The sequence below is a fragment of the Capsulimonas corticalis genome, assembly GCF_003574315.2.
Classification (GTDB): domain Bacteria; phylum Armatimonadota; class Armatimonadia; order Armatimonadales; family Capsulimonadaceae; genus Capsulimonas; species Capsulimonas corticalis.
The window spans coordinates 7507566-7532998 of record NZ_AP025739.1 but is presented as its reverse complement, the minus strand read 5'-3'; the positions used below and the strand labels follow the sequence as shown (position 1 = coordinate 7532998).

The following is a 25433-nucleotide window of genomic DNA, read 5'->3' as shown; positions in this document are numbered from 1 at the left end:
GCGCCATTCAGAAGAACTCTGAGAACCGTGTTTTTGCGTGAGGAGCAATATTCGCAGTCTATGGGAAAATCCCATAGGCTGCTGCTATTTACGCCTCCACCGGAATCACCGTCAGCACCCGTTTCGCGTTTCCGCGCAGTACGGTCACGCCGATGGGGACGCCGGCTTGTTTATCGGTCAGACGCCGATGCAGGTCGTCGAGGCCCGTGACGTTGTTTTCGCCGAAGGCGACGATGACGTCGCCGGCGCGCAGGCCGGCTTGGGCGGCCGCGCCGCCGTTCTGGACATCCAGAACCAGAACGCCGCTGTCTTCGGTCAGGGCATGGTAGCGGACCAGGCGGCGGGGCAGGGGCGTATCCTGGCCGGAGACGCCGATGCGGCTGCGCTGGACTTTGCCGTGCTGGATTAGCTGGCTCGCGACGTAGATCGCCGTGTTGATCGCGGTGCTGAAGCAGATGCCCTGCGCCGACGCGATGATCGCGGTGTTCACGCCTACGACTTCGCCGCGCGAGGTGACCAGCGGGCCGCCCGAGTTGCCCGGGTTGAGTGCGGCGTCCGTTTGGATGACGTTATCGATCAGCCGGCCGGAGCTGGCGCGCAGGGAGCGGCCGAGGGCGCTGACGACGCCCGCCGTCACCGAGCATTGGAACCCATAGGGATTGCCGATGGCGATGACGAGCTGTCCTGCCCGCACCTGCTGCGAATCTCCCAGGCGCGCCACGACGAGGTTGGGCGCGTCGATTCGCAGGACGGCCAGATCCGTCTCGGGATCGTCGCCTACGAGTTCGGCTCCGTACGTGCGGCCATCGGAGAGGGTGGCCTCTAAGTGCGTGGCCCCATGGACGACATGGCTGTTGGTCAGCAAGTATCCGTCCGGCGTAAAGATAAATCCCGAGCCGCTGCCGTGCGCTTCCTGCTGCCCGCGCGCGAACGTGGCCTTGATGAAGACGACACTGGGAGTCACCGTCTCCACGGCGTGCATGACCGCCTGCGAATACGCGTCGAAAAGCTCCGAATCCGAAACGGGCGTGTCCTTCGAAACGCTCGTCCGCTCCTCGCCGATCTGATGATGAATCGCCTCGTCGTTCAGGATCTCCTCCTGCTCCGGACGGGCGTAAATTGTCGATTGCATTTGTGTCTCCTCCAATGGGAAGAAGAGGGTCCGGCCCGCGCCGAATCCCAGGAACGATGTGTATTAATCAACACTCGTGACGCCGGGATTGTTCCTTTCCAAAAATTACTCCTTGACAGATCATCGATCCTCGCGTAAACTGTACTAACTGAACTAATACAGTTTAAAGGAACGCCGTTGGCCCTAGAAATACAAATTGCGACCGGAAGCAGCACGCCGATTTACTGGCAGATCATCGACCAGATCGGCAAGGCGGTGGAGTCGGGCGCGGTGCAGTCGGGCGATCAATTGCCGAGCGTGCGCGCGCTGGCGGATCGTCTGATCGTCAACCCCAACACGGTGGCGCGGGCTTACAACGATCTGGTGCGCGACGGGGTGCTGGAGGCGCAGCGCGGGCGCGGGGTTTTTGTGGCGGAGCGCCGTCAGGTGTTTTCCGACGCGGAGCGGCGGCGGCGTCTGGAGCAGGCGAGCGACGTGTTTCTGCACGACATTCGCATGCTGGGCTTTACGGCGCCGGAAATTGTCGAATATTTGGAGCGGCGGCTCAGCGAAGCCGTGCCGGAATCGGAGCAGCAGGAGGATACGCATGAGTGACTTTGTGATCGAAACGCATGGGCTCACCAAGTACTACGGGACGCGCGAAGTGGTGTCGCCGCTGGATATCGCCGTGCCGCGCGGCGCCATCTTTGGGTTTCTCGGCCGCAATGGGGCCGGCAAGAGCACGACGATCCGGATGCTGCTGGGGCTGGTCGAGCCGACACGCGGCTCGGCGACGGTTTTGGGGCATGACAGCCGCAGCTTGACGCCCGAGCTGCGCGCCCGGATCGGCTATCTCGCCGAGGGCCATCATGTGTACGGCTGGATGACGGTCCAGGAGTGCGGCGAGTGGCAGTCGTGCTTTTATGAGCGCTGGAACTGGAAGGTATATCAGGGCGTGGTCGATCACTTCGGCCTCAAGCCCAAGACCAAAGCCAAGGGATTGTCACGCGGCGAGCGCGCCGGCCTTTGCCTCGCCCTGACCCTGGCGCCCGAGCCTGAACTGTTGATCCTGGACGATCCCGCGCTCGGCCTCGACCCCGTCGCGCGCCGGAGCCTGCTGCAATCAATGCTGTACGTCACGCGCCGCGCCGACCGGACGATCCTCTTTTCCTCGCACCTGCTGTCCGATGTCGAGCGTGTCGCCGACCATATCGCAATTCTCGACCGAAGTGTTCTGCGCGCCAATTGCAGCCTGGATACGTTCCGAGAGCGTGTCCGCCAGGTCTCGCTCAAATTCGCCGGGGCGCCGCCGCCGACCCCCGCGATTCCCGGTCTTTTACACTCGTTTCGCGCCGAGAACGAGATGGTGCTGACGATCGCGAATATGTCGCCCGAAACAGATCGGATTTTGCAGTCGCTCCACCCCCGAAGCATCGATCCGATGCCGCTGGGGCTGGAAGACGCCTTTATCAGCTACCTGGGCGATCGCGGCGAGCAGTCGTTCTTCATCGGGGACGGCGAGGAGGCCGCATGAACGGAAGTTCTTGGCGTATACTGCGCGCAATCGTCTGGAAGGAATGGCGCGAGCATGGAAAGTGGGCGCTTCTGGCGGCGGCTGCGCTCACGCTTGGGATTGCGTTCAATGTGACACAGTCGACTCCCGGATATCGCTATACCGCAAAGCCTTACGATGTATTTTGGACCGGGGTGTACAGCTCGGTCCTCTTCGGCTCCGCACTGACCGCGCTGCTGCTCGGACTCGTGCAAATCATGCCCGAGAAGCGGCGGGATCAATGGGCGTTTTTGGTTCACCGGCCGGCGTCGCCCACACTGTTATTTTGTGGAAAGGTCTGCGCGGGGCTGACGCTCTATCTCTTCGCCGTCGTCGCGCCGCTGCTGGGCGTTTCGATCTGGGCCGCGATCCCCGGACATCTGGCCGCTCCCTTCGATCCGCGCCTGATGCTCGGCGGCGCAGCGGTGATCTTGTGCGGCGTGAACGTCTACTTCGGCGCATTGATCTTCGCGCTGCGCAGCGTTCGGTGGTTCGGCAGCCGCTCCATGCCCCTCTTTGGCGCCATCGTCGTGTATGGGATGCTCTTAGGCGAGGCGTCGGAGTTTTGGCGAACGTCCGCGCTCCTGCTTCTCCTGACGGCGCCGATGCTCCTTGCCGCCTGGGGCAGCTTTGTCGCTCATGACGACGAGACGCGCCGCCCGCGATCCGGGCGGATTGGTCTGGCCTACGCGCTGCTGGCAGGGTGGGGAGTGATCTGCGGCTCACTGTTCCTCGGTGGATATGGAGCGTGGAATGACGCGCATACGCATCGTTTGATCTCCCCCGTCGACCAGTACGGCGTTCTCACATCCGGACGTATCGTGCGTGCGGCGTACTCGCCAAAATCGGGGGCCGCCGCCAATGAAGTGGTCGTTTCGGGAATCTACGATCTCGACGAGCGTCCGATCCACGCCGACGCCTCCGATTTGCGGACGCCTTATCCGCTCACGATCTTCCCGGGGCAATATGTCAATTCTCCCACGGAAATGTCGTTTTTGCGTCCGGAACGCTATGCGTATCCGATCGTGACCGCGCCGCGCCAAACTCCGGCGCCCAACTTGTGGTTTTACATTCCCGCCAGCCGCAGGATCGAAGTGTATTCCCAGGATGCGCGCCGTCTTGTTCGTGAAGTGGGAGCAAACGGCTATGTGTCCGCGGGGCGCGGCCGCCCCGCGCCTTTTCCCGACCATCCGGCGATGCTGACGACGTTCAACGTGAGCTACCCCGGGCTATACGACCGCAATCTCTACGTTTTCAGCCGGCAGATCTATGAAATGGACGCCGAGGAAATAGACGCAGAGACGACGTCCTCCGATCGGCAGGCCGTCCGGACGTTTCTGGACAAACCGACGAATGAGGATATTTTGTCGGTGAACACCAGCCAGCAGCTTGGCGATTCATACAACACCGCGTATTTTATCACCATGAAGCACAGCGTGCGCGTGGCGAACTACGCGGGCAAGACGCTCTTTGACGTTCCGACGCCTATTGGGTCGTCCTTGGAAGCCGTTCGGCTGCCCGAAACCTATCAGGACACGCTGCGGGGGCAGCGGGGATACCGCTATTTCTTCTGGATTTGGCCCACGGACGCCAACCAGCTTGGGGGACAGCCGGGAGAAGTGAGGGAGTATTCCGAATCCGGCCGCCTGCTGCATCGAACGTCGCTGCCATCGCTCGCGGTCTCGATCAATCCCGGTCCCAATTCCTTGATTGCGTATGCAGGGATCGTTCCCATCATCGGAGCGATCGCGATGGGGATCATGCAAGCCGGTCTCAGTTTGCCTCTGACGGCGGCAGTCAGCCTCGGCTTTGGAATGCTTTGGGGAGTGCTGTCCTGGCTTACGCTGCGCCGCGCGGGCTTGAGTAAGAAGCAATCCGCCATCGGCGTCGTTGTCGGCCTCGTCTTCGGGCTGCTGGCGCTGCTCACCATGCTGTCGCTTTACCGGTGGCCGGCGCGGATCGCTTGTCCGGCCTGTGGGCGCAGGCGCTTCATCACCCATGAACTCTGCGAACACTGCGGCGCGGCGTTCCCCGGGCCGGCGCGCGACGGCACGGAGATTTCGGAGCCAGTCCGGCTGGTCCTGCATACGGAGGCGGCATGAACAAATTGACAATGAACGCCATTCGGGCGATGGTCTGGAAAGAATGGCGCGAGAATGCTCCCTGGGCGCTGCTCGGGATGATCGGGCTGAGCCTCGGCATTCTCTATAACGTGACCGTGAAGGCGGGAACTTTCTACTACCACGCCCAGGGCTTTGTGAACTATTGGACAGGGCTGAATGGGGCGATGACGGTGAGCTGCGGCCTGATCGCGGCGGCCATGGGGCTGCTGCAGCTCCTGCCGGAGCAGCGCCGTGACCAGTGGGCGTTTCTCGTGCATCGCCCCGCCACGGCCGGCGTTTTGTTCTGGGGCAAGACAATCGCCGGTCTCACGTTGTATCTGTTCGCGGTTCTGGTTCCGTTCGCCATCGCCGGCGTGTGGGCCGCCGTTCCCGGTAATATGGCGGCGCCCTTCGATGGGCGTCTCATGCTGCCGGGGATCGCGACGATCGTCGCCGGCGCCATCGCCTACTTCGGCGCGATGGTGACGGCGCTGCGGCCGGCCCGCTGGTACGGCGCCCGCGCGCTCCCGGCCCTGATCGCACTCATTCTGGCGGCGTTTGTGGCGCTTGCCGCCAGTGAGTTTGTCACAGGGCTGAGCGCGATTGCGCCGATTTTGCTTGTGATCGGATGCGCCGCGTGGAGTGTTTTTGAAGCCGGAGGCAGCCGGACGCGCGGCGCCGTCATCGGGAAAATCTGTGTTGTCATGGTCCTTTATGCGGCGTTTTCCGCCCTCTACGGGGCCGTTTTTGGACTCACCGGGAATGTATACAGCGAAATGACGCGGCGCGGCGGCGATTTTCAATACGACCATTCGTCCTATGAACAGTATGGGCTGTCCCACTCGGGCCAAATCGTCCGCGCTCAGTATCTGCGTCATCGTAATCCTGAAGGCGGATACACCGCCGATTTGTCTGCGGTTCGGGATCTGTCGGGAAAAACGCTGCCACTAGGCGACGGACCCAATCCGGGCGATCTCTACGAATGGCCGACAACGATGATGATGAACCAGGAGTGGTTCGGCTACACAAATCCGGAGCGATACGCTCGGTCCGTGAACGCTTATTCTGAGATCAATGTCCCGACGTTCGCCTGGTACTATGTCCCGGCGGAACATCGGATCGCGGTTTACGAAAACCGGAGCCGACGATTTGCCGGTCTGATCGGCGCGAACGGCTTCCGTGCGCCGGGCGCCTCAAAACCCTCGCCGCTCGCGGGAGACCTGATCGGGCGGCCGACGCCCTACGCAAGCAATCGGGCCGGGAATTCCTTTGATACCCAGGCGGCGCCGCCTCTGGTTTACGCCTTCGATCACACACTGTACCGGCTGGATGCATTTGACGATCGCGGGCGCCTTCTTCCCATCAGCCATCGAACGATGACGCCGATCTTTCAGACGGCTCCGAATAATCCGATCGCGTCCGTGATTCCCGCGCGCCTGACCGGCGAGGAGAATTACAACTCCTTCGTCATCATCACGTCGCTGGGGATTCAGGTCATCGATTGGCGCGGGACATCCCAGCTCTCCGTTCCCTGGGCCAGGGGCGAGAATAGCCGCGACACGCAGGTCGATCTGGCCATTGTGGTCGGCGGAAAGCATGGCCCCGCCAAACTTCTCTTCCTGTTCTCGTCACGCCTGGGAGGCATGAAGCGGCCGATCCGGGCTCTTGTGATCGAAGCTGGGGGCAAAGTGCTTCAGCAGGCGATGGTGATCGAAGGCGATTTGTTCCTCGCCGCTCCGCCGCCGCCGGCCTTCGGCCTTCTCGCTCCGGTCTTCTCCCTCCCGCTCGCCGTCCGCAGTATCGGGCTCGCCATGGCGGGGCGCATGACATTTATCGCCCTATCTCTCGCCGTGAGCCTTGCGTGGGCGGCGCTCGCCTGGCGAGTGGGCGTTCGCTGCTCCGCCGCGCCGCGCGTTCGACTGGGCTGGGCCGCGCTCTGCTTCTGCTTTGGCCTGCCGGGGCTGCTCACCCTGCTCTCACTGGCCCCGTGGCCGGCGCGTGTGATCTGCTCTGTGTGCGGCAAACGCCGCGTGGTCACTCAGGAAGAATGCGAACACTGCGGCGTCGCCTTTCCAGCCCCGCCGCGCGATGGGACGGAGATCTTTGAGCCGGCGATGCGGTCCTTGCATACGGAGGCGGCATGAACGGTTTGGCGTGGAGCGCGCTGCGGGCGATGTTCTGGAAGGAATGCCGCGAAAATGCAAAATGGGCGCTGCTGGCGTCCGTGGCATTGACGGTCGCCATGGCTGTGGTCACAACCCAGCCCAGCAGCGGCTTTCCGTTCATCGCGCCAAAGTCATTCGCCGATTTCTGGACGTCGGCGGATCACGCGATCCTGTTCGGCTCCATGCTGACCGCACTGCTCCTGGGATTCCTGCAAATCCTGCCGGAACAGCGCCGGGACCAGTGGGAGTTCCTGCGGCATCGCCCCGTGGCGCCGGCGGTGCTGTTCTGGGGAAAGGCGTGCGCCGGGCTGACGCTTTATCTTGCCGCCTGCGCATTTCCGCTCCTCGCCGTTTCCGCCTGGGCGGCCGCGCCCGGAGGGATGGCGGCTCCGTTTGACCCGCGCTTGATGCTGGCGGGATGCGCGGCGATCGCCTGCGGCGCCGGCGTTTATTTTGCCGCCCTGACCAGCGCCCTGTGCGCCGGGCGCTGGGCCGGCGTCCGCGTCCTGCCGCTGTGCGCGGGCGCGGCGGCCGCGTATCTGAATTACTCCGCGATCCCTGAGTTCTGGCAGAGCCTCGCCGCGTCAACGCTGGCGTCCGCGCTGCTGGCGGCGGCCGCATGCTCCTGCTTTCTCAGCGGCGAGTCTCCCAAACCGATGTCCGCGCGTCCGGCGCTGGCGCTGACATGCATTCTTGGCTGCGCCGCGCTTGGCGCTATCGGCTGTGCGGCGATGGGGTGGAGGGGAGAGCTCTCGCGCCGCGAAGAAGATCCGGGCGTCTTGCCGGCGTCAGGGCGCATCGTGAGAGCGACTTACGCGCCGTCCGAGCAGCGCGTCGATGCGTCGGTCGTGAGCGCGGTCCCCGATCTGAAAGACGATCTCGGCGCGGCAACGGCAAAAGCGGCGGGCGCGCCAAGATTTCCGCAAATCACGCTGACCGGCGATTGGCAGTCAGCCCGAAACGACCGCTTTACGTCGCCGCAGCGCTACGTCCAGCCGATTGCGATCGACCCGTTTGCCGATTCGACGCGATCTTGCGTTTTCTATGCGGCGCTGCGCCGCCGCATCGAGGTGTACTCGGCGGCGACGCGCCGGGTGACGGCGCAGATCGACGTGGGGGATGCGCGCCCCGGCGGCTCATGCGCGACGGGACCGTTTCCCGGACGCCTCGTGGGGGTGACCGGCGGCTTGAACGGCGAAATGCTGCTGGTGTTCTCCCGTCAGATCTACCGACTCTCGGCGCCGCCGGCGGGCGGCGCGGTGCTCTCGCGATCCTGGCGGGTGACGCCCTTGCTGCGCCGTCCTTTGGACGAAGACATCGTTTCGGCGGCTTCGAGCCGCAGCCTTGGGCCGGGGCTCCATCGCGGCGTCTATTTCGTGGCCTTTGCATCCTCGGTCCAGGTGGTGAGCGAAGCGGGAGACATGCTGGTTTCACAGCCTACGGAACGTGGGGAGGCCGTGGAGGCGACCGTGGTCCCCGGCGCTCGGGGCGCTGCTGAGCGCGGAGGGGATTCCGACCGCTACATCCTCTGCGCGTGGCCGTCGCAGAGCGGAGATGCGGGAATAAGGACGCGCGCCATGCTGGAGTTCTCGTCGTCGGGCGCGCTGCTGCGGCGCACGCGGTATTCGTGGGCCGCCGCTCCCGTCGGCGCTCCCTGGCGCGCGGCTGGGCCTTGCGTGATCGTCGCCCTGAGCGTTCTGCTCGCCATCGCGGCGGTGGCGGGGAGCCCGGCGCGGGTGTCGTGTCCGAAGTGCCGGAAAGGCCGCATCGTTACGGAAGATCTGTGCGCGCATTGCGGGGCGGCGTTCCCGAGCGCGCCGCGGGATGGGACTGAGGTTTTCGCTCGGCGCGGGTTCGCGGAGTATGTGGAGGCGAGATGAGCAGATCAAGAGGAAGCGGCGTCCGCGCGACGCTATGGAAAGAGCTGCGGGAAAACGCCCGGTGGGCGCTTCTGGCGGCGGCGGCGCTGCTGGCGGGAATCGCGCATGAGGCGCTGGAGAGCCGTGGGGGCGTGTTTTACACGCTCAAGGACTTCCTGGGAGTTTGGACGGGCGTCGAAACCGCGATGGCGGTGACGCCGATGTTTGTGGCCGCCGGCATCGCCTTTGTCCAGATCTTTTCGGAAAAGCGGCGCGACCAGTGGGCGTTCCTGATCCATCGGCCCGCGTCGCCGACCGCGCTCTTTTGGGGCAAGGCGGCGGCGGGACTGGGGCTGTATTTCGCCGCGACCGGCGGCGCGCTCCTCGCCGTCGCGCTGTGGGCGGCGACGCCCGGGCATCTGCCGGCTCCGTTCGACATCCATCTGCTGGCGCCGGGCGCGCGCTCGATCCTGGGAGGCGTGCTGGTCTACTTCGGCGCGCTGCTCACCGCATTGCGCCCGGCGCGCTGGTATGGCTCCCGAATCCTTCCGCTGGCGCTCGCCGTGTTTTTTGCGTTCGTCGCGCGGGACGTCTCGCCGCTCCTTTTCGCCATTCCAGGGATTTTGCTTGCGGTCGCCGCCTGGGGCGCCTTCGTTTCCAGCGGCGGCGATGCGCCCAGGCCGGCCCTTGGGGGAATCGCGCTCAGTCTTGTGCTTTATAGCGCGTTTCTTGGGTTATCCGCCGCAGGGATTTCCGCCACCGATTCCGTCTACCGATCGCTTCACGCCCAAGCGGCGCAGAGTTACGAGCAATACGCGGTCATCCTGCCAAATCATCTGGTCCGCTGTGAGTATGCGCCGATCGCCGGTTCGCGCACGAGTTACGATCTCGTCGGCGCGCGCGGTCTGGATGGACACGAATATCGCTTCGATTCCCATATGCGCGTGAATGGAAAACCTCTCTCCTGGCCCACGACATTGGAGACCATGGACGCGCTGCCGTGGGCCGGCGAGACGGTCCAGCATGTGACGCCGCTGAATAGTTACCGAGAACTGGCGCCGCCGTTCGTCTGTTGGTATTACGTTCATTCCTCACGCTTGATCGAGATCTATGCGCTGGATAGCCGCCGCCTGCTCGGCCGGATCGGCTTGAACGGTTATTTGCCGGCGGATCAAGGGCGACCCGCGCCGTTTGACGATGTCCCGGTCATGCTGCCCATGGATCACAACCGTGTGTGGGCCGATCTTTATGTGTTTCGAAGCCGTATTTACCGTCTCATTTCGTTTGATGCGATGGGGCGCTTCCTGCCGATCCGTGAGAGAACGTTTTCTCTGCTCCATCAAGAGCCGCCCGGCGCAAAGATCGTTTACGCGGCGCAGATGAGCCAGATTGACGGGAACGCGAGCCTGGCGTATATCGTCATGACGAACCGTGGGATCGAGCTGCTTGGGGGCGACGGTTCGTTGATCTATTCACTGCCGTGGAAACCGGGCCAAAGCGCCGAAAACACCCTCGTCGATGTGGACATTGCGTCGCAAATCGATAGGGGGAAGCCTAACCCCGATCATTACTTCTTCTGGCTTCGTCCTTACCGCACGGTTGCCCGGCCGACGGTCATGGATGTGGTGGAAGTCTCGGGCGAAGGGAAAGTGCTTCAGCAGGCGCAGATCACGCGCAAAGCGTCGGCCAGCCCGGCGGCGGATACCCCCTGGTTCGGCGCCGCCCTGCCGCCATTCCTGGCGGCGGCGGCCGCCCACCTGACAAGCAGCGGCGACACTCCGGCCGGCCCCCGGATCGCCATCTCGGTCGCCGCGGCGGTGATCGCCGCCGTTCTTGCCTGGCTTACGGGAATACGGCGCGCCGAGACCGCGCGTGTCCGTGCTGTTTGGTCCGTCCTTTGCCTGGTTTTTGGACTGCCGGCGCTGATGACGCTGGTCGCGTTCAAAGCGTGGCCGGCGCGCGTGATCTGCCCCGCGTGCGGTAAACGCCGCGTCGTGACGCACGAGCACTGCGAACACTGTGGCGCCGCGTTCCCTCCGCCGACACGCGATGGAACCGAGATCTTCGAAGCGCCGGAGGCGATCGCTCAGGTCGCGTAGTTTCTCGCGCCGCAATCTCTCGTGACATATTCCCCGCTCGAATGAGCGGGGATTTTTTTGTTTTGATCCGAGTGCAGGCGGGAACTATTAATAATACGATACCGTTCCGTATTATTAATAAGGTACAATAAAACCATCGATAAAACGGCGCGGAGCGCCAGAAGCAGGGGCGACACATGGTTGAGACGCAGGAACAGACGCGATATGCGCCGGGACGACCTTCGATGGATGAGATCGCGGAGCGGCAGGAGCGTTTGATGACGACGGCGGCTTCGGTTTTCATGGAGCTGGGGTTCGCGGGATCGAGCATGGGCGAGATCGCCCGGCGCGCGGGCGTCTCGAAGAACACGATCTACGCGCGCTATGCGACGAAGACGGAGCTGTTTTCGGGCGTGATGCGCTGGCGCGCGGATCGGCTTCTGCCGCGCTTTACCCGAACGCTGCTGACGGATCAGGGGCTGGAGACGACGCTTCAAACATTCGGCGAGGGGCTTCTGGAGGTCGTGCTGGAGCCGGAGTCCATGGCGTTCCGGCGGCGCATGATCTCCGAGGCCGTCCACTTTCCCGAGATCGCGCGCGAGTACTGGAGCCTTGGCCCGGCGCGCTCCCGGAAGCTGCTGGGGGAGTACCTGCAAACTCAGGCGCTGGCGGGAGCGATCGTGCTGCGCGATCCGCATCTGGCGGCGACGGAGTTTATCGCGCTGATTCAGGGTGACTTTGTGATCCGGGCGGAGCTCGGGATCGAGCCGGCGCCCGCGCCGGAAAAGCGCGTGGCCGTGGTGCGCGGCGCGGTTCAGCTGTTTCTGGGCGCTTACGGCGCGCCGGCGCCAGGGCAACAACGAGAGTTATTGAGCGATTGACGCATTTGGGTGAATGCGGGAAGTTGAACGGACGGGCGTTATGGCGATATCAATCCCACGAAATCAGACAAGGCCGGCTCCCTTGCCGCCGCGATCCAGTGATGGCGGCGGATCGGGAGCCCGGAGCGGCGGAAGCGCGGCGCCGATCCCCGCGAAGCCGAATGCGGCGCCCGATGTGGCGCCGGAAGTCAACGCGCATCGGTGGTGGATCCTGATCGGCCTGATCATGGCGGCGGCGCTGGAGATTCTGGACACCACGGTCGTCAACGTTTCCCTGCCGCAGATGGCGGGGAACCTGGGCGCCTCGACGGACGAGATCGCCTGGGTGAGCACGGGATATATTCTCTCCAATGTCATTGTGCTGCCGATGACCGCATGGCTGTCCGGGCGCTTCGGGCGCAAGCGGTATTTGATGGTGTCGATCATCATCTTCAACATCGCGCGTTTTATGTGCGGCCTTTCGGGCAGCCTGGGCGAGATCGTCTTCTGGCGGCTGATTCAGGGCGCGGGCGGCGCGGCGCTGATCTCCACGGCGCAGTCGACGATCGTCGAGATCTTCCCGAGAAATCAAACCGCGATGGTGCAGTCCCTTTTTGGCCTGGGACTGATCGTGACGCCGACGCTTGGACCGCTGCTCGGCGGCTATATCACCGACAACTATTCGTGGAGAACGGTGTTCTTCATCCACGTCCCGCTGGCGATCGCCAGCCTGACGATGGTCGGGCTGTTCCTTCAGGACTCCATCCACCAAAAACGAGTCAACACGGTCGATGTGCCGGGCATCTTGATGCTTGCGGCGGGGATGGGCTCGCTTCAGTATGTTCTGGAAGAGGGCGAGCGCTATATGTGGTTCGACGACGCCTGGATCGCGCGCCTGACCGTTGTCGCCGTCGTCGCCCTTTCCGGATTTATCTACTGGGAGCTGTCGCCGCGCAATAAAGCGCCGATCCTGGATCTGCGCGTTCTGAAGGATCGCGGCCTTTCGGCGGCGGTCGTGCTCGGTCTCGTGCTGGGCTTTGGTCTCTATGGCGGCGTCTTCATCTACCCTTTGTTCGTGCAGACGATTCTTGGGTTTACGCCCACCGCCACCGGTCTGGCCCTGCTTCCTGGCGGCATCGCCACCGCCGTCGGCGTCATCTTCTGCGGCCGCCTGCTTTCCCGAGGCTTCGACCCGCGCATTTTGATCATCGTCGGGATGATCATCTATATCGCGGCGATGTGGATGCTCGGACACCTGACCCCGCAGAGCGGCCAGTCCGACACGCAGCTGGGCCTTCTCGTCCGAGGTCTGGGGCTCGGTCTCGTGTTCATCCCGATCAGCACGACAGCGTTCGCCAGTCTCAAAGGCGCGCAGATCGCGCAGGGCGCCGCGCTGTATAACCTGATGCGCCAGCTCGGCGGCTCATTCGGAATCGCCATTCTGACGACATATGTGACGAACATGACTCAGTTCCACCGTTACAATCTCGTCAGCAGTCTCTACCAGGGCAACGTCACGCTCGATCAGCGGATCAACGGGATCGCCGGCGGCCTGCTGAGCAAAGGATACAGCCACGACGCCGCGCATGCCGCCGCCCTGGGAATTGTCAGCCACACGGTCCAGGCGCAAGCCATGACGATGGCGTACAACAACGCCTTCATCCTGCTCGGCCTTTCGTTCCTGATCGCAACCCCCGCCGTCCTGCTGCTCCGCCGCCCGAAAAAGGGCGGCGGCGCGGGGGCCGGGGCGGCGCATTAATGGGCGAGGTCTATTCCCGAGTCGGCCCTATTCCAAAGCAGGCCCTGTCCGCGCAGGATTTCTCACACTCTCCCACGAACAACCCTCACAATTGCAGATTGACTGCAAGTCCCTTTCTCCGTTTCAGGGGGTCCCATGGCGGCGCACTTCTGGATCTTTCCGTGGCTTGCTCTTTTTTTCGGGCTCGCGTCGTTTTTCGTCGCGAGCCTGCGGTCGTTTCGGGCCTCCGCGCCGCCCGGCGGCTTACGGCCGAGCATTTCCGCGCTGATCGTTTGGGCGGGGGCGACGGCGCTTGCGACGTGGCTGAGCCTGCGCATTGGCGCGGCGGCCAGTGTGGACTTTATCGCGGCGCGCGGCGTGCTGCTGGGATCACTGAGCGGGCTGCTGCTGGTCGGGAGCGTGAGGCGAGTTTTGCGCGGGACGAATGAAGCGGCGCCGGCGGCGCTGGTCGTGGGATGGGGCGTGGCCGTGATGGCGGGGGCGCGCCTGTGGCTGACGCATGGGGAGCTTTCGGGACTGACGGGACTGATCCTGGGAGTGGTGGTTCCGCTGGTGGTCCTGGGAACCTGGCTGTTTGACGACGAAGGGGACGAAGGCGCGGGCGTGCTCGCCGGCGCGGGGCTGGCGTTTCTGGCGACGCTGTCGGCGGCGGTGCAGCTGGGATTCACGCGGGCGAAGTTGATCGAGCAGATGTTTTGGCCGGATGTGCCGCTGCTGCTCGGCGCCGCGCTGTGCCTGGGGCTGATCATCGCCGTACTGATCCCCAGAGCGCGGCTGCGGGCGGTCTGGATCGGCGCGCCGTATCTGCTGGCGACAGTCGCGGTGGGCCAGACGCTTGCCCATGAGCGCACGCCGCTGAAGCTGCTGGGCGTGGGAGCGCTGACCTTCGCGCTCTTGTACGCCATCGCGCGTCAAACGCGAACGGCGGGAGACAGGGCGTCCGCGCCGCCGATTGATGAGACGGAGACTGCCCCATTGGAGACCGGCGCGGCGCCGGCGGTCCGTACGCTGCTGCCGTCGCTGGCGCTGCTGGTGATGGCGGTGACCGTGAGCTATGCTTACTGGGCGGGCTACGGCGTCGTCCTGATGCTGCTGGCGGGCTGGGCCGTGGCGGCGAGCGCGCCCTGGCGGATCACGGATCTGGCGGGCGCGCGCATCGCCGGCGTCGGCTCGCTGCTGCCGGCGTTTGTCTTCGGCGCCATCGCGTCGCTGCATCGATTGCTGCTGCTGCAAAACTCGGACGCCCTGGATGTGAACGCCGTAACCGACGCCTGGGATTTCTTCGCGCTGAGTCTGGGGGCGATCCTTCCGTTTGCCGCCGCCGAGGCCGGCGCAGCGCGGGGGCGTATCCCCGGGTATTTGCGCGGCGTCTTCTGGCTGCTGGCGCTGGCGATCCCGATTGTCGTGGCGGATTACGTGCTGGCGGCGCGGGCCGGCGGCGGTCTGCTGCTCGGAGCGGCGCTCGCGGCGCTCTTTTCGGGCTTCGCGGCAAGTCCGGCGCGGGGACGAGTGCTGGTGGGGAGCCTGACCGTGGGGGCGCTGACACTGATCATGACGCCGATCGCCGCCCATTGGGATGAGCCGACCCGGCGCGTGCGGACACTGATCGTCATCGGCGCCGTCGTGCTGCTGGCGATCTTGCAGCTATTGCCGGCCCGGCGGGACGCCCGGCCCGTCGTGGAGGGATAACCGCCATGGCGATCGTATTTTCGCGCAATCGTTGGGCCTCCTCCGGGACGCGGGTCGGCGCGGCCGCCGCGCTGCTGGCGGCGGGCGGGTTGTTCGCCGCCATGCTCAGCGCCGGTCCTCACACGGGAACCGTCACCGGAACGTGCCGGGAGAAAGAATCGGGCGCACTTATCCCGAAGGCGCGCGTCTGGCTCGAAAAAGTCGACAGCGCGAACAGCAGCGACTCGGACGACTCGGACACCAGAGGCGAGGTGATTGTCGGGGCGCTGGGACGTCGGGAGGCGCCCTACGGCTGGAGTCAGGGCGCCGCCGCGGATGGCGACGCCGGCGACGCCTCCGGCAGTTCGGATCTTTCGACGCACTCGGACGGTAATGGCGGCTTCACGCTGGCGCATGTCCCCGCCGGAGAGTATAAAGTTCACGCATCGAGTGACGGCTCCGAGGACGCGGAAACGCCCGTGACGGTCGCCGATGAAGATGTGACGCGCGTTTCGGTCGATCTGCCACACGCCACGCCCGAACTCAGCTTTTCCAGCACGATCTCCACCTGGACGAACGCCGAAGACATCGCGCTGGGGCTGCGCGGCCAGATCCGCGACCACAATGTCACGATGACTCTGGATCGCGTCGATCTGTCCGGCGTGCTTGCGCGCCGCCCGCGCATGCTGATCGGCCCACAGGGCGCGGACGTCGAGGCCAAGAACACGTGGCCAGGCGAGTTCACGCGCGTGCGCCAGTGGAGTCAGGAGGTGGCGGCGCGCAAGCGCGGCTACTTCTACGAACAGCTGCGCCTGGGCGTGCTTCCCGCCGGAATGTATCGACTGACCGTGGCGAACTCGGAGACGCAGGGCGTGAACTGGATCGTCAGCACGCATGTCGCCTTGATCCGGAAATCCTATCACGGCAAGGCGCTGGCTTATGTGTCCGATATCACCAGCGGCCTGCCGGTCGCGGGAACAGCCGTCACGCTCTACGAAGATAACGGGCTCGAAGCGCCCGTCACGCGCGATCGGGCGGCGACGGATGCGAACGGCCTCTGCCATCTGAGCGGCGCGGGAGCGACCGCCGAAAGCCGAGGGATCCTGGTGGCGCGCGACGGCGACTCCGTGGCGCCGGTCTCGATGGAGCTGAACAGTCCCGGGGAGTCGGGCGAGCAGCCGGAGGGCGACTCCGGCGGCGCGGCTTACTCGGCGGGCGCCATGCGCTCGTTCGTCTACACAGAGCGCCCGATCTACCGTCCGGGGCAGACGGTCTACTTCAAAGGGATCGTCCGCTGGTTCGGCGGCGCCGCCGGCGCGAAAGACGCTTCTGTGACGCCGGACGCCGATTTCCATATTCCGCAAAATCAGACGGTGCGCGTGGATATTCACGACGCTCAGGACACGCTGATCAGTCACCAGGAGCTTTCGACGAACGAACTGGGCTCGTGGAACGGCAAGGTTGAGATCGGCGCGGAGGCGCTGACCGGCGAATACTCTCTGCATGTGGAGATCGGCGGCCAGACCACGGAAACGACCTTCGTGGTCGCCGCCTACCGCAAGCCCGAATATCGCGTCAAGATCACCTTCAGCAAGCCGCGCTACGTGCGGGGCGATACGATCGACGCCACCGTCACGGCGGCGTATTACCATGGCGCGCCCGTCACATCCGCCACGGTGCAGTACTACGTCTACAAGGCGGCGGAGCCGGCGGCGTCCAGGGGATTGCAGGCGTATCGCCTGCCGGAAGGCGACGATTCCTCAAGCCAGTCCGGCGAACCAACGATCAACGGAAAGATCCGGCTCGACGATCGCGGGCAGGCGCATATCCGCGTGCCGACGCAAACGGGCGATGTGGACGAGGGCGATCAGAACTATAACATCAACGCCATCGTGACGGACGAATCCGAACGGACCGTCACCGCCGAAGAGTCCATTACCGTTGGCCAGGGAGAGTTTTCGCTGACCCTGGCGCCGTCGCTGTACGCCTGCGCGCCGCGCACGCCCGTCACGGTCATCCTCTCCGCGCGCGGCCCATCGGCCGCTCCCGTCGCCGGCCAGCCGCTCGCCGTGAAGACCTATTACGAAAGCTGGGTTTCCGGCAAGCGGCGCACGAAGGACGAACGCGCGTCGCAGCTGACGACCGACGCGCAGGGCGATGCGACTTTGCCCTTATCCGCCGATCAATCGGGGCTGCTCGTGACGCATGTGGAGACCCGGGACAAGCGCGGCAACGCCATCACCGCCGAAACGAGCGTCTGGGTGGCGGGCGAAAACGACGACGTTTCCGTGCAATATCCAGAAATGGGCGTGGTCCTGGACCGTGCGAAGTACAAGGTGGGCGATACGGCGCACGTGCTGATCAACACCCAGGATCCGGGGCCGACGGCGCTGGTGACGGTGGAGGGCGCCACGCTCTATGAATCCTGGACCGTGCCGCTGCGGCGCCGCTCGACCGCGCTGGATATTCCCGTCAGCGCCCTGTACGCGCCGGGCGTCACCGTTTCCGTCTGCTGTCTTCAGGACAAAGAGCTCCGCTCCGGGTCGGCGCAGCTGACGATCGAAGATCCACGGCGCGCGCTGCGCGTGCAGGTCACCGGGGACCGGGCGCTCTATCATCCGGGCGATGCCGCGACGCTCACCGTCCACACGACCGACGATGCGGGGCGGTCGCAGCCGGGCGAAGTCTCCGTCGGGGTCGTGGACAGCAGCATCTACGCGCTCACCGAAGGTTCGGACGAGACCATTCTGAGCGCCCTTCAGCCGGAACAGGGGAATTCCGTCAGCACGGACTACTCCTGCGCGCCGCTTTATCTGGGCGACGTGGACAAGGGCGCAATGCAGAACGTCAAGCTGCGCAGCAAGTTCCCGGACACCGCGTTCTGGGAGCCGGACGTGCGCACGGACGCCTCCGGAACGGCGACCGTCCACTTCACGTTTCCCGACAATTTGACCACATGGCGCGTGACGTGTATCGGTCATACCGCCGAAACGGCGGTCGGGGAGGGGACCTGCGAGCTGGTCGTGAGCAAAGATCTGCTGGTGCGTCTGGAAGCCCCGGCGTTTCTGATTGCCGGCGACCGCTCGACGCTGCTGGCGGTCGTCAACAACAACACGGCGTCGCCCGCCGTGACGCAAGTGATGATCAGCGCCTCTGGCTTGCAGCTCGGCGCGCCGTCGCGGCAGACGATCACCGTGCCCGCGCACGGCGCCGCGCGCGCCGAATGGCCGGTGACATCTCCCGCCGTACAGACGATTACCCTCAAGGCGGCCGCCGTGAGCGGCAATCTCAGCGATGGCGTGCAGCAGACGCTGGACGTACAGCCGCACGCCGCGCAGCAATCGACATGGCAGGCCGGCAGCCTCCTGCGCCAGGTCGAAAAGACGGTGACGCTCGATCCGAAGGCGCTTCCCGAGGATACGACGCTGCGCATTCATCTCTCGCCGACGGTGAGCGGCTCGCTCCTGCCGGCGTCCGATTATCTGGACGCCTACCCTTACGGCAGCGCGGAAGACACGTCCAGTATTTTAGTCGGAGACGCCGTTTTGCTCAAGGCGTCGCAGGGAGCGGCGCCCGCGCTGCCCCTGTCCGCCGAGCGCCGGGCGGCTCTGACGGAAGGCGCGCGCCGCGCTCTGCTGCGTCTTTATCGGTTCCAAAAGGATGAGGGCGCGTGGGGCTGGTGGGAAACATCGAAGACCGATCTCAACACGACGTCATACGCGCTCTGGTCGATGCAGCTGGCGCAGGACGCCGGGGTCGAGGTCAAAGCGAGCGCGCTGGACGCCGCGGTCAAGGCGACCGCCAGCCTCGGGCGGGACTTCCGCGCGGAGCCCACCGACTTGGCGTTCCTCCAGTCGCCCAGCGGCGTCGCGTTCGCGGCTCTGACGCTGGCGCGCGCGGGAAGCGTCACGGAGGCCGACGCCGATCTCGCTCTGCTGCAAAAACGCTGGACGCAGCGTCCCGAAACCCGGACTTATCCGGATCTGGCCGTCGCCGCTCTGGCCCTCAATCGTCTGGGAAACAAGACCGAGGCGGCGAAATTGATGAATGAGCTCTGGGCCGGAAGAACGCGTCTCGGCGCGCTCACCGCCTGGACTTATCAGCCGCACCCAAGCTCCGCCGGCTCCGCTCAAAACCCGCCGGACGCAGTGACAACCGTCTGGGCAATGCTGGCCGCGCAGGAAATCACGCCGTCCGACACGCGGCTCGACGCCGTCGCGCGCTGGCTGATGGCGAACCGCACTGGCGATCACTGGGAGTGTCCCAAGACCACCGCCGAAACCATCGGCGCGTTGACCGCTTATTTGGCCCAATCCCACGAGATGCAGCCCGACTTCACCGCCACGCTGCAGCTCAACGGGAAACCCCTGCGGCAGCTGCGCTTCACGCCGCCCTCGGTGGATCAGCCCGATCAAATCATCGAACTTTCCGGCGCTCAGATGCAGCCGGGAGATAACAAGGTCGCCCTGATCAAAGAGGGGACCGGGCGGCTTTATTACTCGCTGGAGCTGCGCCAGCAAATCGCGCAGCCCAATCCGCAGCCCGCGCCCGGCTTCTGGCGGCGCGTCTGCGACCGCGTGCTCCGTCCGGAAAAGGCGCTCCAGCAGCCGTCGCCATCCGGATTTCGCGTCAAGCGCGTGCTTCTGCGGACGACCTCGCGCCGTAACTTCCTCTGGGAAGACACCGTCCCGACGCCCGACGTCAATTACCGCCGCGACGATACCCTGCTCGTGCGTCTGATCATCGACAGCACGCGCGCCGGCTCGCACTTGACCATCGAGGAGCCGATCCCCGCCGGCTGCACGATTTCGGAAGTCTCCGGCGACCAGAACGAGTCCTGGGATAACTGGTGGGACTACACCGACGTGCGCGACAACCGCATCGTCTTCTTCATCGGCAGCCTCACGCGCGGCCGCCACGAGATCGACTACCACCTGCGCGCCGCCGCGCCGGGCCGATACGACGTGATGCCGACGCTTTTGACGGGAACGTTCGACCCGACGCTGCGCGCGCTGGGGAATTCGAGCCGGATTGAGGTGGGGGAATGAAGAGAGGCCCTCACCCCCCGGCCCCCTCTCCCAATTTTGGGAGAGGGGGAGTCAGAGGGAGTTTTTTATTTGGATCTTTGATCCAAAATCTTAACCCTCTCCCAGAATTGGGAGAGGGTGGCGCGGAGCGCCGGGTGAGGGCCTCTCTCCACCATCTCGCGACTACCAAGGGGCTCTCCCCAGACCTCACCGCCCTCGCCCTGATTCTCATCGCCGCCGCCATTCTCTGGCTCCTCATCGGCCGCGCGCCCGCGCCCGTTCGGGCGGGCGTTCTCGCGGCCTATACGACGGATCTCTCCCAGCGCACGCCGCATCAGGCGTTCAACGCGCGGCGGGCGGCGGCGGCGATCGACGGCGCGACGATTGCGCCGGGATCGATCTTTTCGTTCAACGCTGTGGTGCGGGGATGGAGCGCGGATCGGGGGTTCCTGCGCGCGCCGGTGAGCTACAACGGGACGCTGATCGATGATTACGGCGGCGGCGTCTGCGAAACGAGCACTACGCTTTACAATGCGGCGCTGCTCGCGGGATGCCCCATTCTGGAGCGTCACGCGCATACGTTCTCGCCCAGCTACGCGCCGCCGGGGCGCGACGCCGCCGTCGCGTACACGACGGCCGATCTGCGCTTCCGCAATCCGTATCGAAGTCCGATCACGATTCACTGCGCGGCGTCGGCCGATCGGATCGTCTGCCGGCTGGAGACGCCCATCGCGGTGAAGCTTCGTGCGGTGCTGACGTCACAGGTCGTCAGCCGGCAGCCGCCGTCCACGGCGACGGTCGAGCCGGGATCGGGCGGCCGCCGCTCACGCTGGCGTCTGCGCGGGCGGGACGGCCTGACGGTGGCGGTTTACCGCACCTGGTTCGAGAATGGCGAGGTCGCCGGACGCGAACTGGTCTCGCAGGATAGTTATCTCCCGATTTCTCGCGTGCGATGGGAGAAGCAGTAGCGCCGGCGGTGGGGCTGTTAGTACGGCGTGGGGATGGGGCGGACGGGCTGTTCCTGTTCGATGTCGTAGGCGGCGCGGGCGGCGAGGATCTCGCGGCTGTGCCCGTCCGCCCATTGGATGAGTGTTTGGATGGGGCCGACGACTGTTTGTCCGAGCGGTGTGAGGGAGTATTCGACGCGTGGGGGAATGGTCGGATAGACAGTCCGCGTCAGGATGCCGTTGCGCTCCAGCTTGCGCACGGTTTCCGTCAGCATCCGCTGGCTGATGCCCGTGATCCGCTGCTTCAGCGCATTGAACCGCAGGGTTTCGTCCGCGAGGTTGGAAATCACCAGGACCGACCACTTATCGCCGATACGATCGAGGATCTCCCGAATCGGACAGACATCGTCGTCGCCCATCGCCTGGAGATTGTTGGTTACTTGCATGTGCCTGACGCTCCAAAAAATGCCTTCTTGTATCTTTTTTCATTTTAGCACATACTGAACTCAGTTACGAAAAGGAACTGAAAACTTTTCCAAACGACTACCTTTGAGGAGATCTTCATGTCGAAAGCAATACGTATTCACAACTATGGCGGACCGGAAGCGCTTCAGGAAGAGGATGTTCCGGTGGCCGATCCCGGCGCCGGACAGGTGCAGATCCGCGTCCATGCGACGACGCTGAATCCGATCGATCCGCTGCGGGCGTCCGGCGTGGCTCGCAGCGAGTTCGCGCTGACATTTCCCTGGATCCCGGGCTCTGATATCTCCGGTGTGATTGAGAAGGTAGGCGAGGGCGTGACCGGCCTGAGCGTCGGCGACGCCGTCTACGGCGATCCGCCCGACAGCACGTATGCGGAGCTGGCGAACGTGGACGCGGGCGCCGTCGCGATCAAGCCGGCGAGCCTCAGTCATGCGGAAGCGGCGGCCGCGGGCGTCGTGACCCAAACCGCATGGCAGGCGCTGGACGCGGCGGGGATCGTGTCGGGACAGCGCATCTTGATCCATGGCGCCGGCGGCGCGGTCGGGAGCGCCGCCGTGCAGCTCGCGCATCGTCTGGGGGCGTACGTGATCGCAACCGCGTCCGGGCCGGATACCGAATATGTGCGCGGGCTGGGAGCGGACGAAGTCATCGACTACAAAACGACGCCGTTTGAGACGGTCGTCAAAGACGCCGACGCAGTGCTCGACACCGTGGGCGGCAACACCCAGCAGCGCTCCTTCGGCGTCCTGAAGCCCGGCGGGGTGATCGTGGCGCTCAACCAGTTCCCATCTCAGGAAGAAGCGGCGAAGCACAATGTGAATGCCGTGATGATCGACACCAAGCCATCCCAGGAGATCCTGGCGAAGCTGGCCGAATTGCTGGACTCCGGCAAGCTCAAAGTCCGAGTCGGGAAAACCTACCCGCTTAGCCAGGCGGCCGACGCGTGGCGCGACAGCAAGACGCAGTCGATCAAAGGCAAAATCGTCCTCATCGCCACGGAATAGCGGCGCCATTGGCGACGAGCTCAGCACTCCAGAACGATCCCCTTCGCATCGGTTATACCAATACGAAAGGGATCGTCTTTTGATGCGGATTTCCTGTTGCTTCTCTTACCGATGCAGAGAAGCATTGATCTGGCGCTCGTTTTTATCGATTTAGAAACTTATTTTCCTAATTTGCTTGACTCGCGAAGAAAGTTATACTATAATCTGCTCAGGTCACAAACCAGGAGGAATTTTTATGTCTATCGGCGGCAATCGAAATCACGGTTTTACATTGATTGAATTGCTCGTAGTTATCGCTATAATCGCAATTCTTGCGGCGATCTTGTTTCCCGTGTTTGCCAAGGCGCGTGAGAAGGCCCGTCAAATCTCCTGCGCGTCGAACGAAAAGCAATGGGGACTGGCCTTTATGCAATATTCGCAAGACAATGACGAGAAGCTTCCGAATGGCCGGCAGTACGACTGCTACATTGGGTGGGCGGGGCAGCTTTATCCGTACGTCAAGAGCGTTGGGATGGGCAAGTGCCCGGACGATCCCACGGCGGGGCAGGCCATCTCGTATGCGTACAACTTCAATCTCGCGAACATCGTCGTCTCCAGCAGCAATCTGACCGCGCAGAATGCGCCCGCGAGCACGGTGATGCTGTTTGAGGTGACAGGGATCTCCTCGGATTTCCAGAACGTCTACGAGCTCGGGAACGCCGCCGGCCAGTTCTCCGCCGCCGGCAACGGCTATCCGCTCAACGGCAGCCCGGTCTTCGATACGCCAGGATGTAAATCCACCCTGACCACGGAGAAGTTCGCGACCGGCGTGATGCCGGGGATCAAGGATGTGAACTACACCTCCGCGCCGCGTCACACGGACGGCTCCAACTTCCTGGCCGCCGACGGCCATGTGAAGTACCTGCGCCCATCGCAGGTTTCATCCGGATTTAGCGACGGACCGGACACGCCCCCGGATCCCACGAACCCCACGGCGGCGGGCACGAACAAGATGACCGGGTTTGCAATGACGTTCGGCCTGTAATCCCTCCGCAGCGCCTTCGATCATCGCTCTTCATGGACGCCGCGCAGTCATGAAGAGCGATTTTTTTACGGCCCCGGCGTTTCCAGCGTCACATGTCCGTCCACATAAACCGTCGCGATCTTTCCGTCGGAATGGGGAACGGCCTCCCGAATCAGCACGACCTTGGTGGGATCCGAAAACGTCTCCAGCGATTTCTTCGAGATCTTGGCGTTTAGCGCGTAGGGAACGTTAGCGCCCGGCTCCGTGTAGAGATCTTGGCCGTTTTGTGCGGGAATATACTGCGATACCGCCGCTTTGAAATGCTCCATGGTGTCCAGCGGCGGGAGCTTCTCGTCATGATCTTGCGTGAATTGCAGCGACGCCAGACCGAGGCTCCTCAGGTTATTCATCGAGACATCCTCACGCGCCTTTTCGCGCGCTCTGGCGAAGACCGGGAAGAGAATGGCGGCCATGATGGCGATCATGGGAAGACAGCCAACCGCGCCGATAATCGCAATGATCGCGATGGGCGAGGTTTTCTTTGCGGGCGGCGCCGCGTAACCAGGCGCCGCGGCGTACGGGACGGGCGTGTCGAATGTCAGGCCGCAATTCGTACATTGGGTGGAGCCCGGCGTCAGCGGCGCTTGACAGCGGGTGCAGTTGAAGGTGGCGGGCGGCATGGTGTTGATCTCCGTGATTAGAGAAGCGAGAATGACCCAGGCATTATACTCGGGTTTCGGTGCAGGGAGAAGTCGTTTGCTGGAGCGCCTAATCGCGCCGGCGCCAGATTTCGTCGTACGTTCGCCACTCGTCCGCCTGCGTTGTATAGTCCGCGAACGGCGCGACGCCGGCGAAGGCGCTTTGCTTTGTCTGAGGATCGGCGAGTCCGGTGCGGACGCCGATCAGCCCCATGCGCATATTCTCGGTATGCGGATCGTGCGACAGGCCGCCCTTGGCGTAGGTGGGAACGCCGATCAGGACCCGGCAGCTTGGGTTCGCCGCCGCCGCGTCCTGTGTGACATGCGTCACTTGCTGCGCCACAAGCCAGACGTAGATGCGGGGTGAATAGAGTCCGGAGTCATACGCCATTACGGTCATTTGATCGCACCGCGCCGCGACTTTCTGGAAATAAGCGTCGTCCCACCCCAGGCGTTCGGAGGCGATGGGCGACCAAAGCGGCGTCGCCACGGAAAGCAGCTTCCCCGCCGGCATTGCCGCCCGTGTTTCTTCCAATAGCTCCAGCAGATGCGGATCGCCGTTCGCGCAGATCTCATAATCCCACTGCACGCCATCGAACCCGCAATCCTCTGCCAGCCACCGCGCCTCCTGAGCCATCGCCGCGCGCACCTCGGGCCGCGACAGATCGACCTTTCCCTCGCCATGCGAATTGCCGGCGTAAATCCATGCAATCGCCCGAACGCCCGGCGAGCGTTTGTGAACCTCCGAAGTAAGACGCCGCGCGCGATCGGGATACCGAAAATGCAGATGTCCATCGGCGTCGATCCCGCGCACATGAAAATACGCGTCCCGGATCTTCTCTTCTTGGAGACGCTGGGCAAGCCCATCGTAGTCGCGCGCGCCGCCGAAGTACCACGTATAGCGCAGCCACAGACCATTCTCCGTGGCGGTCGGCATGGGGCCGGGCGGCTGCGCGAGCATGGGGTAGAGGAAGATGTCGGCGAGAATGAGAATGACGAAGGCGAGGATGGCGAGGCCAATGCGTTGACGGTGCTTGGTGAGTTTGGACTTCATGACAATGGAACTCTCCCGGCGGCAAAGGATCCGGAAAAGGGATTTTCGAGATTCCGTTGTTCT

General features: G+C 64.1%; 17 protein-coding genes. 13 read left to right on the top strand and 4 right to left on the bottom strand.

The window, feature by feature from the left end; translation table 11 throughout:
- Nucleotides 1-88 precede the first annotated feature (88 nt).
- The gene (locus D5261_RS32850) at nucleotides 89-1132 is read right to left on the bottom strand and encodes a S1C family serine protease (RefSeq protein ID WP_119319830.1); all 1044 of its coding nucleotides are present in this window, start codon (nucleotides 1130-1132) and stop codon (nucleotides 89-91) included.
- 177 nt (nucleotides 1133-1309) lie between these two features.
- On the opposite strand from D5261_RS32850, the gene D5261_RS32845 reads away from it, so the two are divergent.
- The 11 genes from D5261_RS32845 (at nucleotide 1310) to D5261_RS32795 (ending at nucleotide 21149) form a co-directional block, all read left to right on the top strand.
- The gene (locus D5261_RS32845; protein WP_218025501.1) at nucleotides 1310-1726 is read left to right on the top strand and encodes a GntR family transcriptional regulator; all 417 of its coding nucleotides are present in this window, start codon (nucleotides 1310-1312) and stop codon (nucleotides 1724-1726) included.
- Nucleotides 1719-2645, top strand: coding sequence for an ABC transporter ATP-binding protein (locus D5261_RS32840; protein WP_119319829.1), 927 nt, complete (start codon nucleotides 1719-1721; stop codon nucleotides 2643-2645). The genes D5261_RS32845 and D5261_RS32840 overlap by 8 nt, the downstream gene beginning before the upstream one ends.
- Entirely contained in the window at nucleotides 2642-4765 is a 2124-nt protein-coding gene (locus tag D5261_RS32835; RefSeq protein ID WP_119319828.1) for a hypothetical protein, read from the top strand. The genes D5261_RS32840 and D5261_RS32835 overlap by 4 nt, the downstream gene beginning before the upstream one ends.
- The gene (locus D5261_RS32830) at nucleotides 4762-6909 is read left to right on the top strand and encodes a hypothetical protein (protein WP_119319827.1); all 2148 of its coding nucleotides are present in this window, start codon (nucleotides 4762-4764) and stop codon (nucleotides 6907-6909) included. The genes D5261_RS32835 and D5261_RS32830 overlap by 4 nt, the downstream gene beginning before the upstream one ends.
- Nucleotides 6906-8810 (top strand): hypothetical protein, encoded by a 1905-nt coding sequence (locus tag D5261_RS32825; protein ID WP_119319826.1) that lies wholly within the window; start codon nucleotides 6906-6908, stop codon nucleotides 8808-8810. Before D5261_RS32830 ends, D5261_RS32825 begins: the two co-directional genes overlap by 4 nt.
- Nucleotides 8807-10888 carry an ABC transporter permease gene (locus D5261_RS32820; protein WP_119319825.1) on the top strand — a complete coding sequence of 694 codons (2082 nt, stop codon included), beginning with the start codon at nucleotides 8807-8809 and terminating at the stop codon, nucleotides 10886-10888. The genes D5261_RS32825 and D5261_RS32820 overlap by 4 nt, the downstream gene beginning before the upstream one ends.
- 176 nt (nucleotides 10889-11064) lie before the next feature.
- Complete coding sequence (locus D5261_RS32815) at nucleotides 11065-11748, top strand: TetR/AcrR family transcriptional regulator (RefSeq protein ID WP_119319824.1); 684 nt, start codon at nucleotides 11065-11067, stop codon at nucleotides 11746-11748.
- 82 nt (nucleotides 11749-11830) lie between these two features.
- Complete coding sequence (locus D5261_RS32810) at nucleotides 11831-13486, top strand: DHA2 family efflux MFS transporter permease subunit (protein WP_165863958.1); 1656 nt, start codon at nucleotides 11831-11833, stop codon at nucleotides 13484-13486.
- Nucleotides 13487-13621: 135 nt separating this feature from the next.
- On the top strand, nucleotides 13622-15175 hold the full coding sequence (locus D5261_RS32805; RefSeq protein ID WP_119319822.1) for a hypothetical protein: 1554 nt from the start codon (nucleotides 13622-13624) through the stop codon (nucleotides 15173-15175).
- Between the two features lie 5 nt (nucleotides 15176-15180).
- Complete coding sequence (locus D5261_RS32800; protein WP_119319821.1) at nucleotides 15181-20202, top strand: MG2 domain-containing protein; 5022 nt, start codon at nucleotides 15181-15183, stop codon at nucleotides 20200-20202.
- 134 nt (nucleotides 20203-20336) lie between these two features.
- Nucleotides 20337-21149: a VanW family protein gene (locus tag D5261_RS32795; protein WP_165863957.1), complete on the top strand. Its 813-nt coding sequence runs from the start codon at nucleotides 20337-20339 to the stop codon at nucleotides 21147-21149.
- 17 nt (nucleotides 21150-21166) lie between these two features.
- Here the strand turns inward: D5261_RS32795 and D5261_RS32790 are convergent, their stop codons facing one another.
- On the bottom strand, nucleotides 21167-21574 hold the full coding sequence (locus D5261_RS32790; protein WP_119319819.1) for a winged helix-turn-helix transcriptional regulator: 408 nt from the start codon (nucleotides 21572-21574) through the stop codon (nucleotides 21167-21169).
- Nucleotides 21575-21691: 117 nt separating this feature from the next.
- Here D5261_RS32790 and D5261_RS32785 point away from each other — a divergent pair, with 117 nt between their 5' ends.
- Together D5261_RS32785 and D5261_RS32780 are read left to right on the top strand one after the other, a co-directional pair.
- Complete coding sequence (locus D5261_RS32785; RefSeq protein WP_119319818.1) at nucleotides 21692-22615, top strand: NADP-dependent oxidoreductase; 924 nt, start codon at nucleotides 21692-21694, stop codon at nucleotides 22613-22615.
- 235 nt (nucleotides 22616-22850) lie between these two features.
- The gene (locus D5261_RS32780; protein WP_119319817.1) at nucleotides 22851-23639 is read left to right on the top strand and encodes a prepilin-type N-terminal cleavage/methylation domain-containing protein; all 789 of its coding nucleotides are present in this window, start codon (nucleotides 22851-22853) and stop codon (nucleotides 23637-23639) included.
- Between the two features lie 65 nt (nucleotides 23640-23704).
- Here D5261_RS32780 and D5261_RS32775 read toward each other — a convergent pair whose 3' ends face one another.
- A complete protein-coding gene (locus D5261_RS32775; protein ID WP_119319816.1) occupies nucleotides 23705-24298 on the bottom strand; it encodes a type II secretion system protein in 594 nt (197 codons plus the stop codon).
- Between the two features lie 88 nt (nucleotides 24299-24386).
- Complete coding sequence (locus D5261_RS32770) at nucleotides 24387-25370, bottom strand: glycosyl hydrolase family 18 protein (RefSeq protein WP_119319815.1); 984 nt, start codon at nucleotides 25368-25370, stop codon at nucleotides 24387-24389.
- Nucleotides 25371-25433: the final 63 nt, after the last annotated feature.

What these genes read in the sequence shown, in the direction of transcription:
- D5261_RS32785 (WP_119319818.1), top strand. Translation starts at nt 21,692, where the DNA reads ATGTCGAAAGCAATACGTATTCACAACTATGGCGGACCGGAAGCGCTT.
- D5261_RS32820 (WP_119319825.1), top strand. Translation starts at nt 8,807, where the DNA reads ATGAGCAGATCAAGAGGAAGCGGCGTCCGCGCGACGCTATGGAAAGAG.
- D5261_RS32835 (WP_119319828.1), top strand. Translation starts at nt 2,642, where the DNA reads ATGAACGGAAGTTCTTGGCGTATACTGCGCGCAATCGTCTGGAAGGAA.
- D5261_RS32825 (WP_119319826.1), top strand. Translation starts at nt 6,906, where the DNA reads ATGAACGGTTTGGCGTGGAGCGCGCTGCGGGCGATGTTCTGGAAGGAA.
- D5261_RS32840 (WP_119319829.1), top strand. Translation starts at nt 1,719, where the DNA reads ATGAGTGACTTTGTGATCGAAACGCATGGGCTCACCAAGTACTACGGG.
- D5261_RS32780 (WP_119319817.1), top strand. Translation starts at nt 22,851, where the DNA reads ATGTCTATCGGCGGCAATCGAAATCACGGTTTTACATTGATTGAATTG.
- D5261_RS32850 (WP_119319830.1), bottom strand. Translation starts at nt 1,132, where the DNA reads ATGCAATCGACAATTTACGCCCGTCCGGAGCAGGAGGAGATCCTGAAC.
- D5261_RS32805 (WP_119319822.1), top strand. Translation starts at nt 13,622, where the DNA reads ATGGCGGCGCACTTCTGGATCTTTCCGTGGCTTGCTCTTTTTTTCGGG.
- D5261_RS32815 (WP_119319824.1), top strand. Translation starts at nt 11,065, where the DNA reads ATGGTTGAGACGCAGGAACAGACGCGATATGCGCCGGGACGACCTTCG.
- D5261_RS32775 (WP_119319816.1), bottom strand. Translation starts at nt 24,298, where the DNA reads ATGCCGCCCGCCACCTTCAACTGCACCCGCTGTCAAGCGCCGCTGACG.
- D5261_RS32830 (WP_119319827.1), top strand. Translation starts at nt 4,762, where the DNA reads ATGAACAAATTGACAATGAACGCCATTCGGGCGATGGTCTGGAAAGAA.
- D5261_RS32790 (WP_119319819.1), bottom strand. Translation starts at nt 21,574, where the DNA reads ATGCAAGTAACCAACAATCTCCAGGCGATGGGCGACGACGATGTCTGT.
- D5261_RS32770 (WP_119319815.1), bottom strand. Translation starts at nt 25,370, where the DNA reads ATGAAGTCCAAACTCACCAAGCACCGTCAACGCATTGGCCTCGCCATC.
- D5261_RS32800 (WP_119319821.1), top strand. Translation starts at nt 15,181, where the DNA reads ATGGCGATCGTATTTTCGCGCAATCGTTGGGCCTCCTCCGGGACGCGG.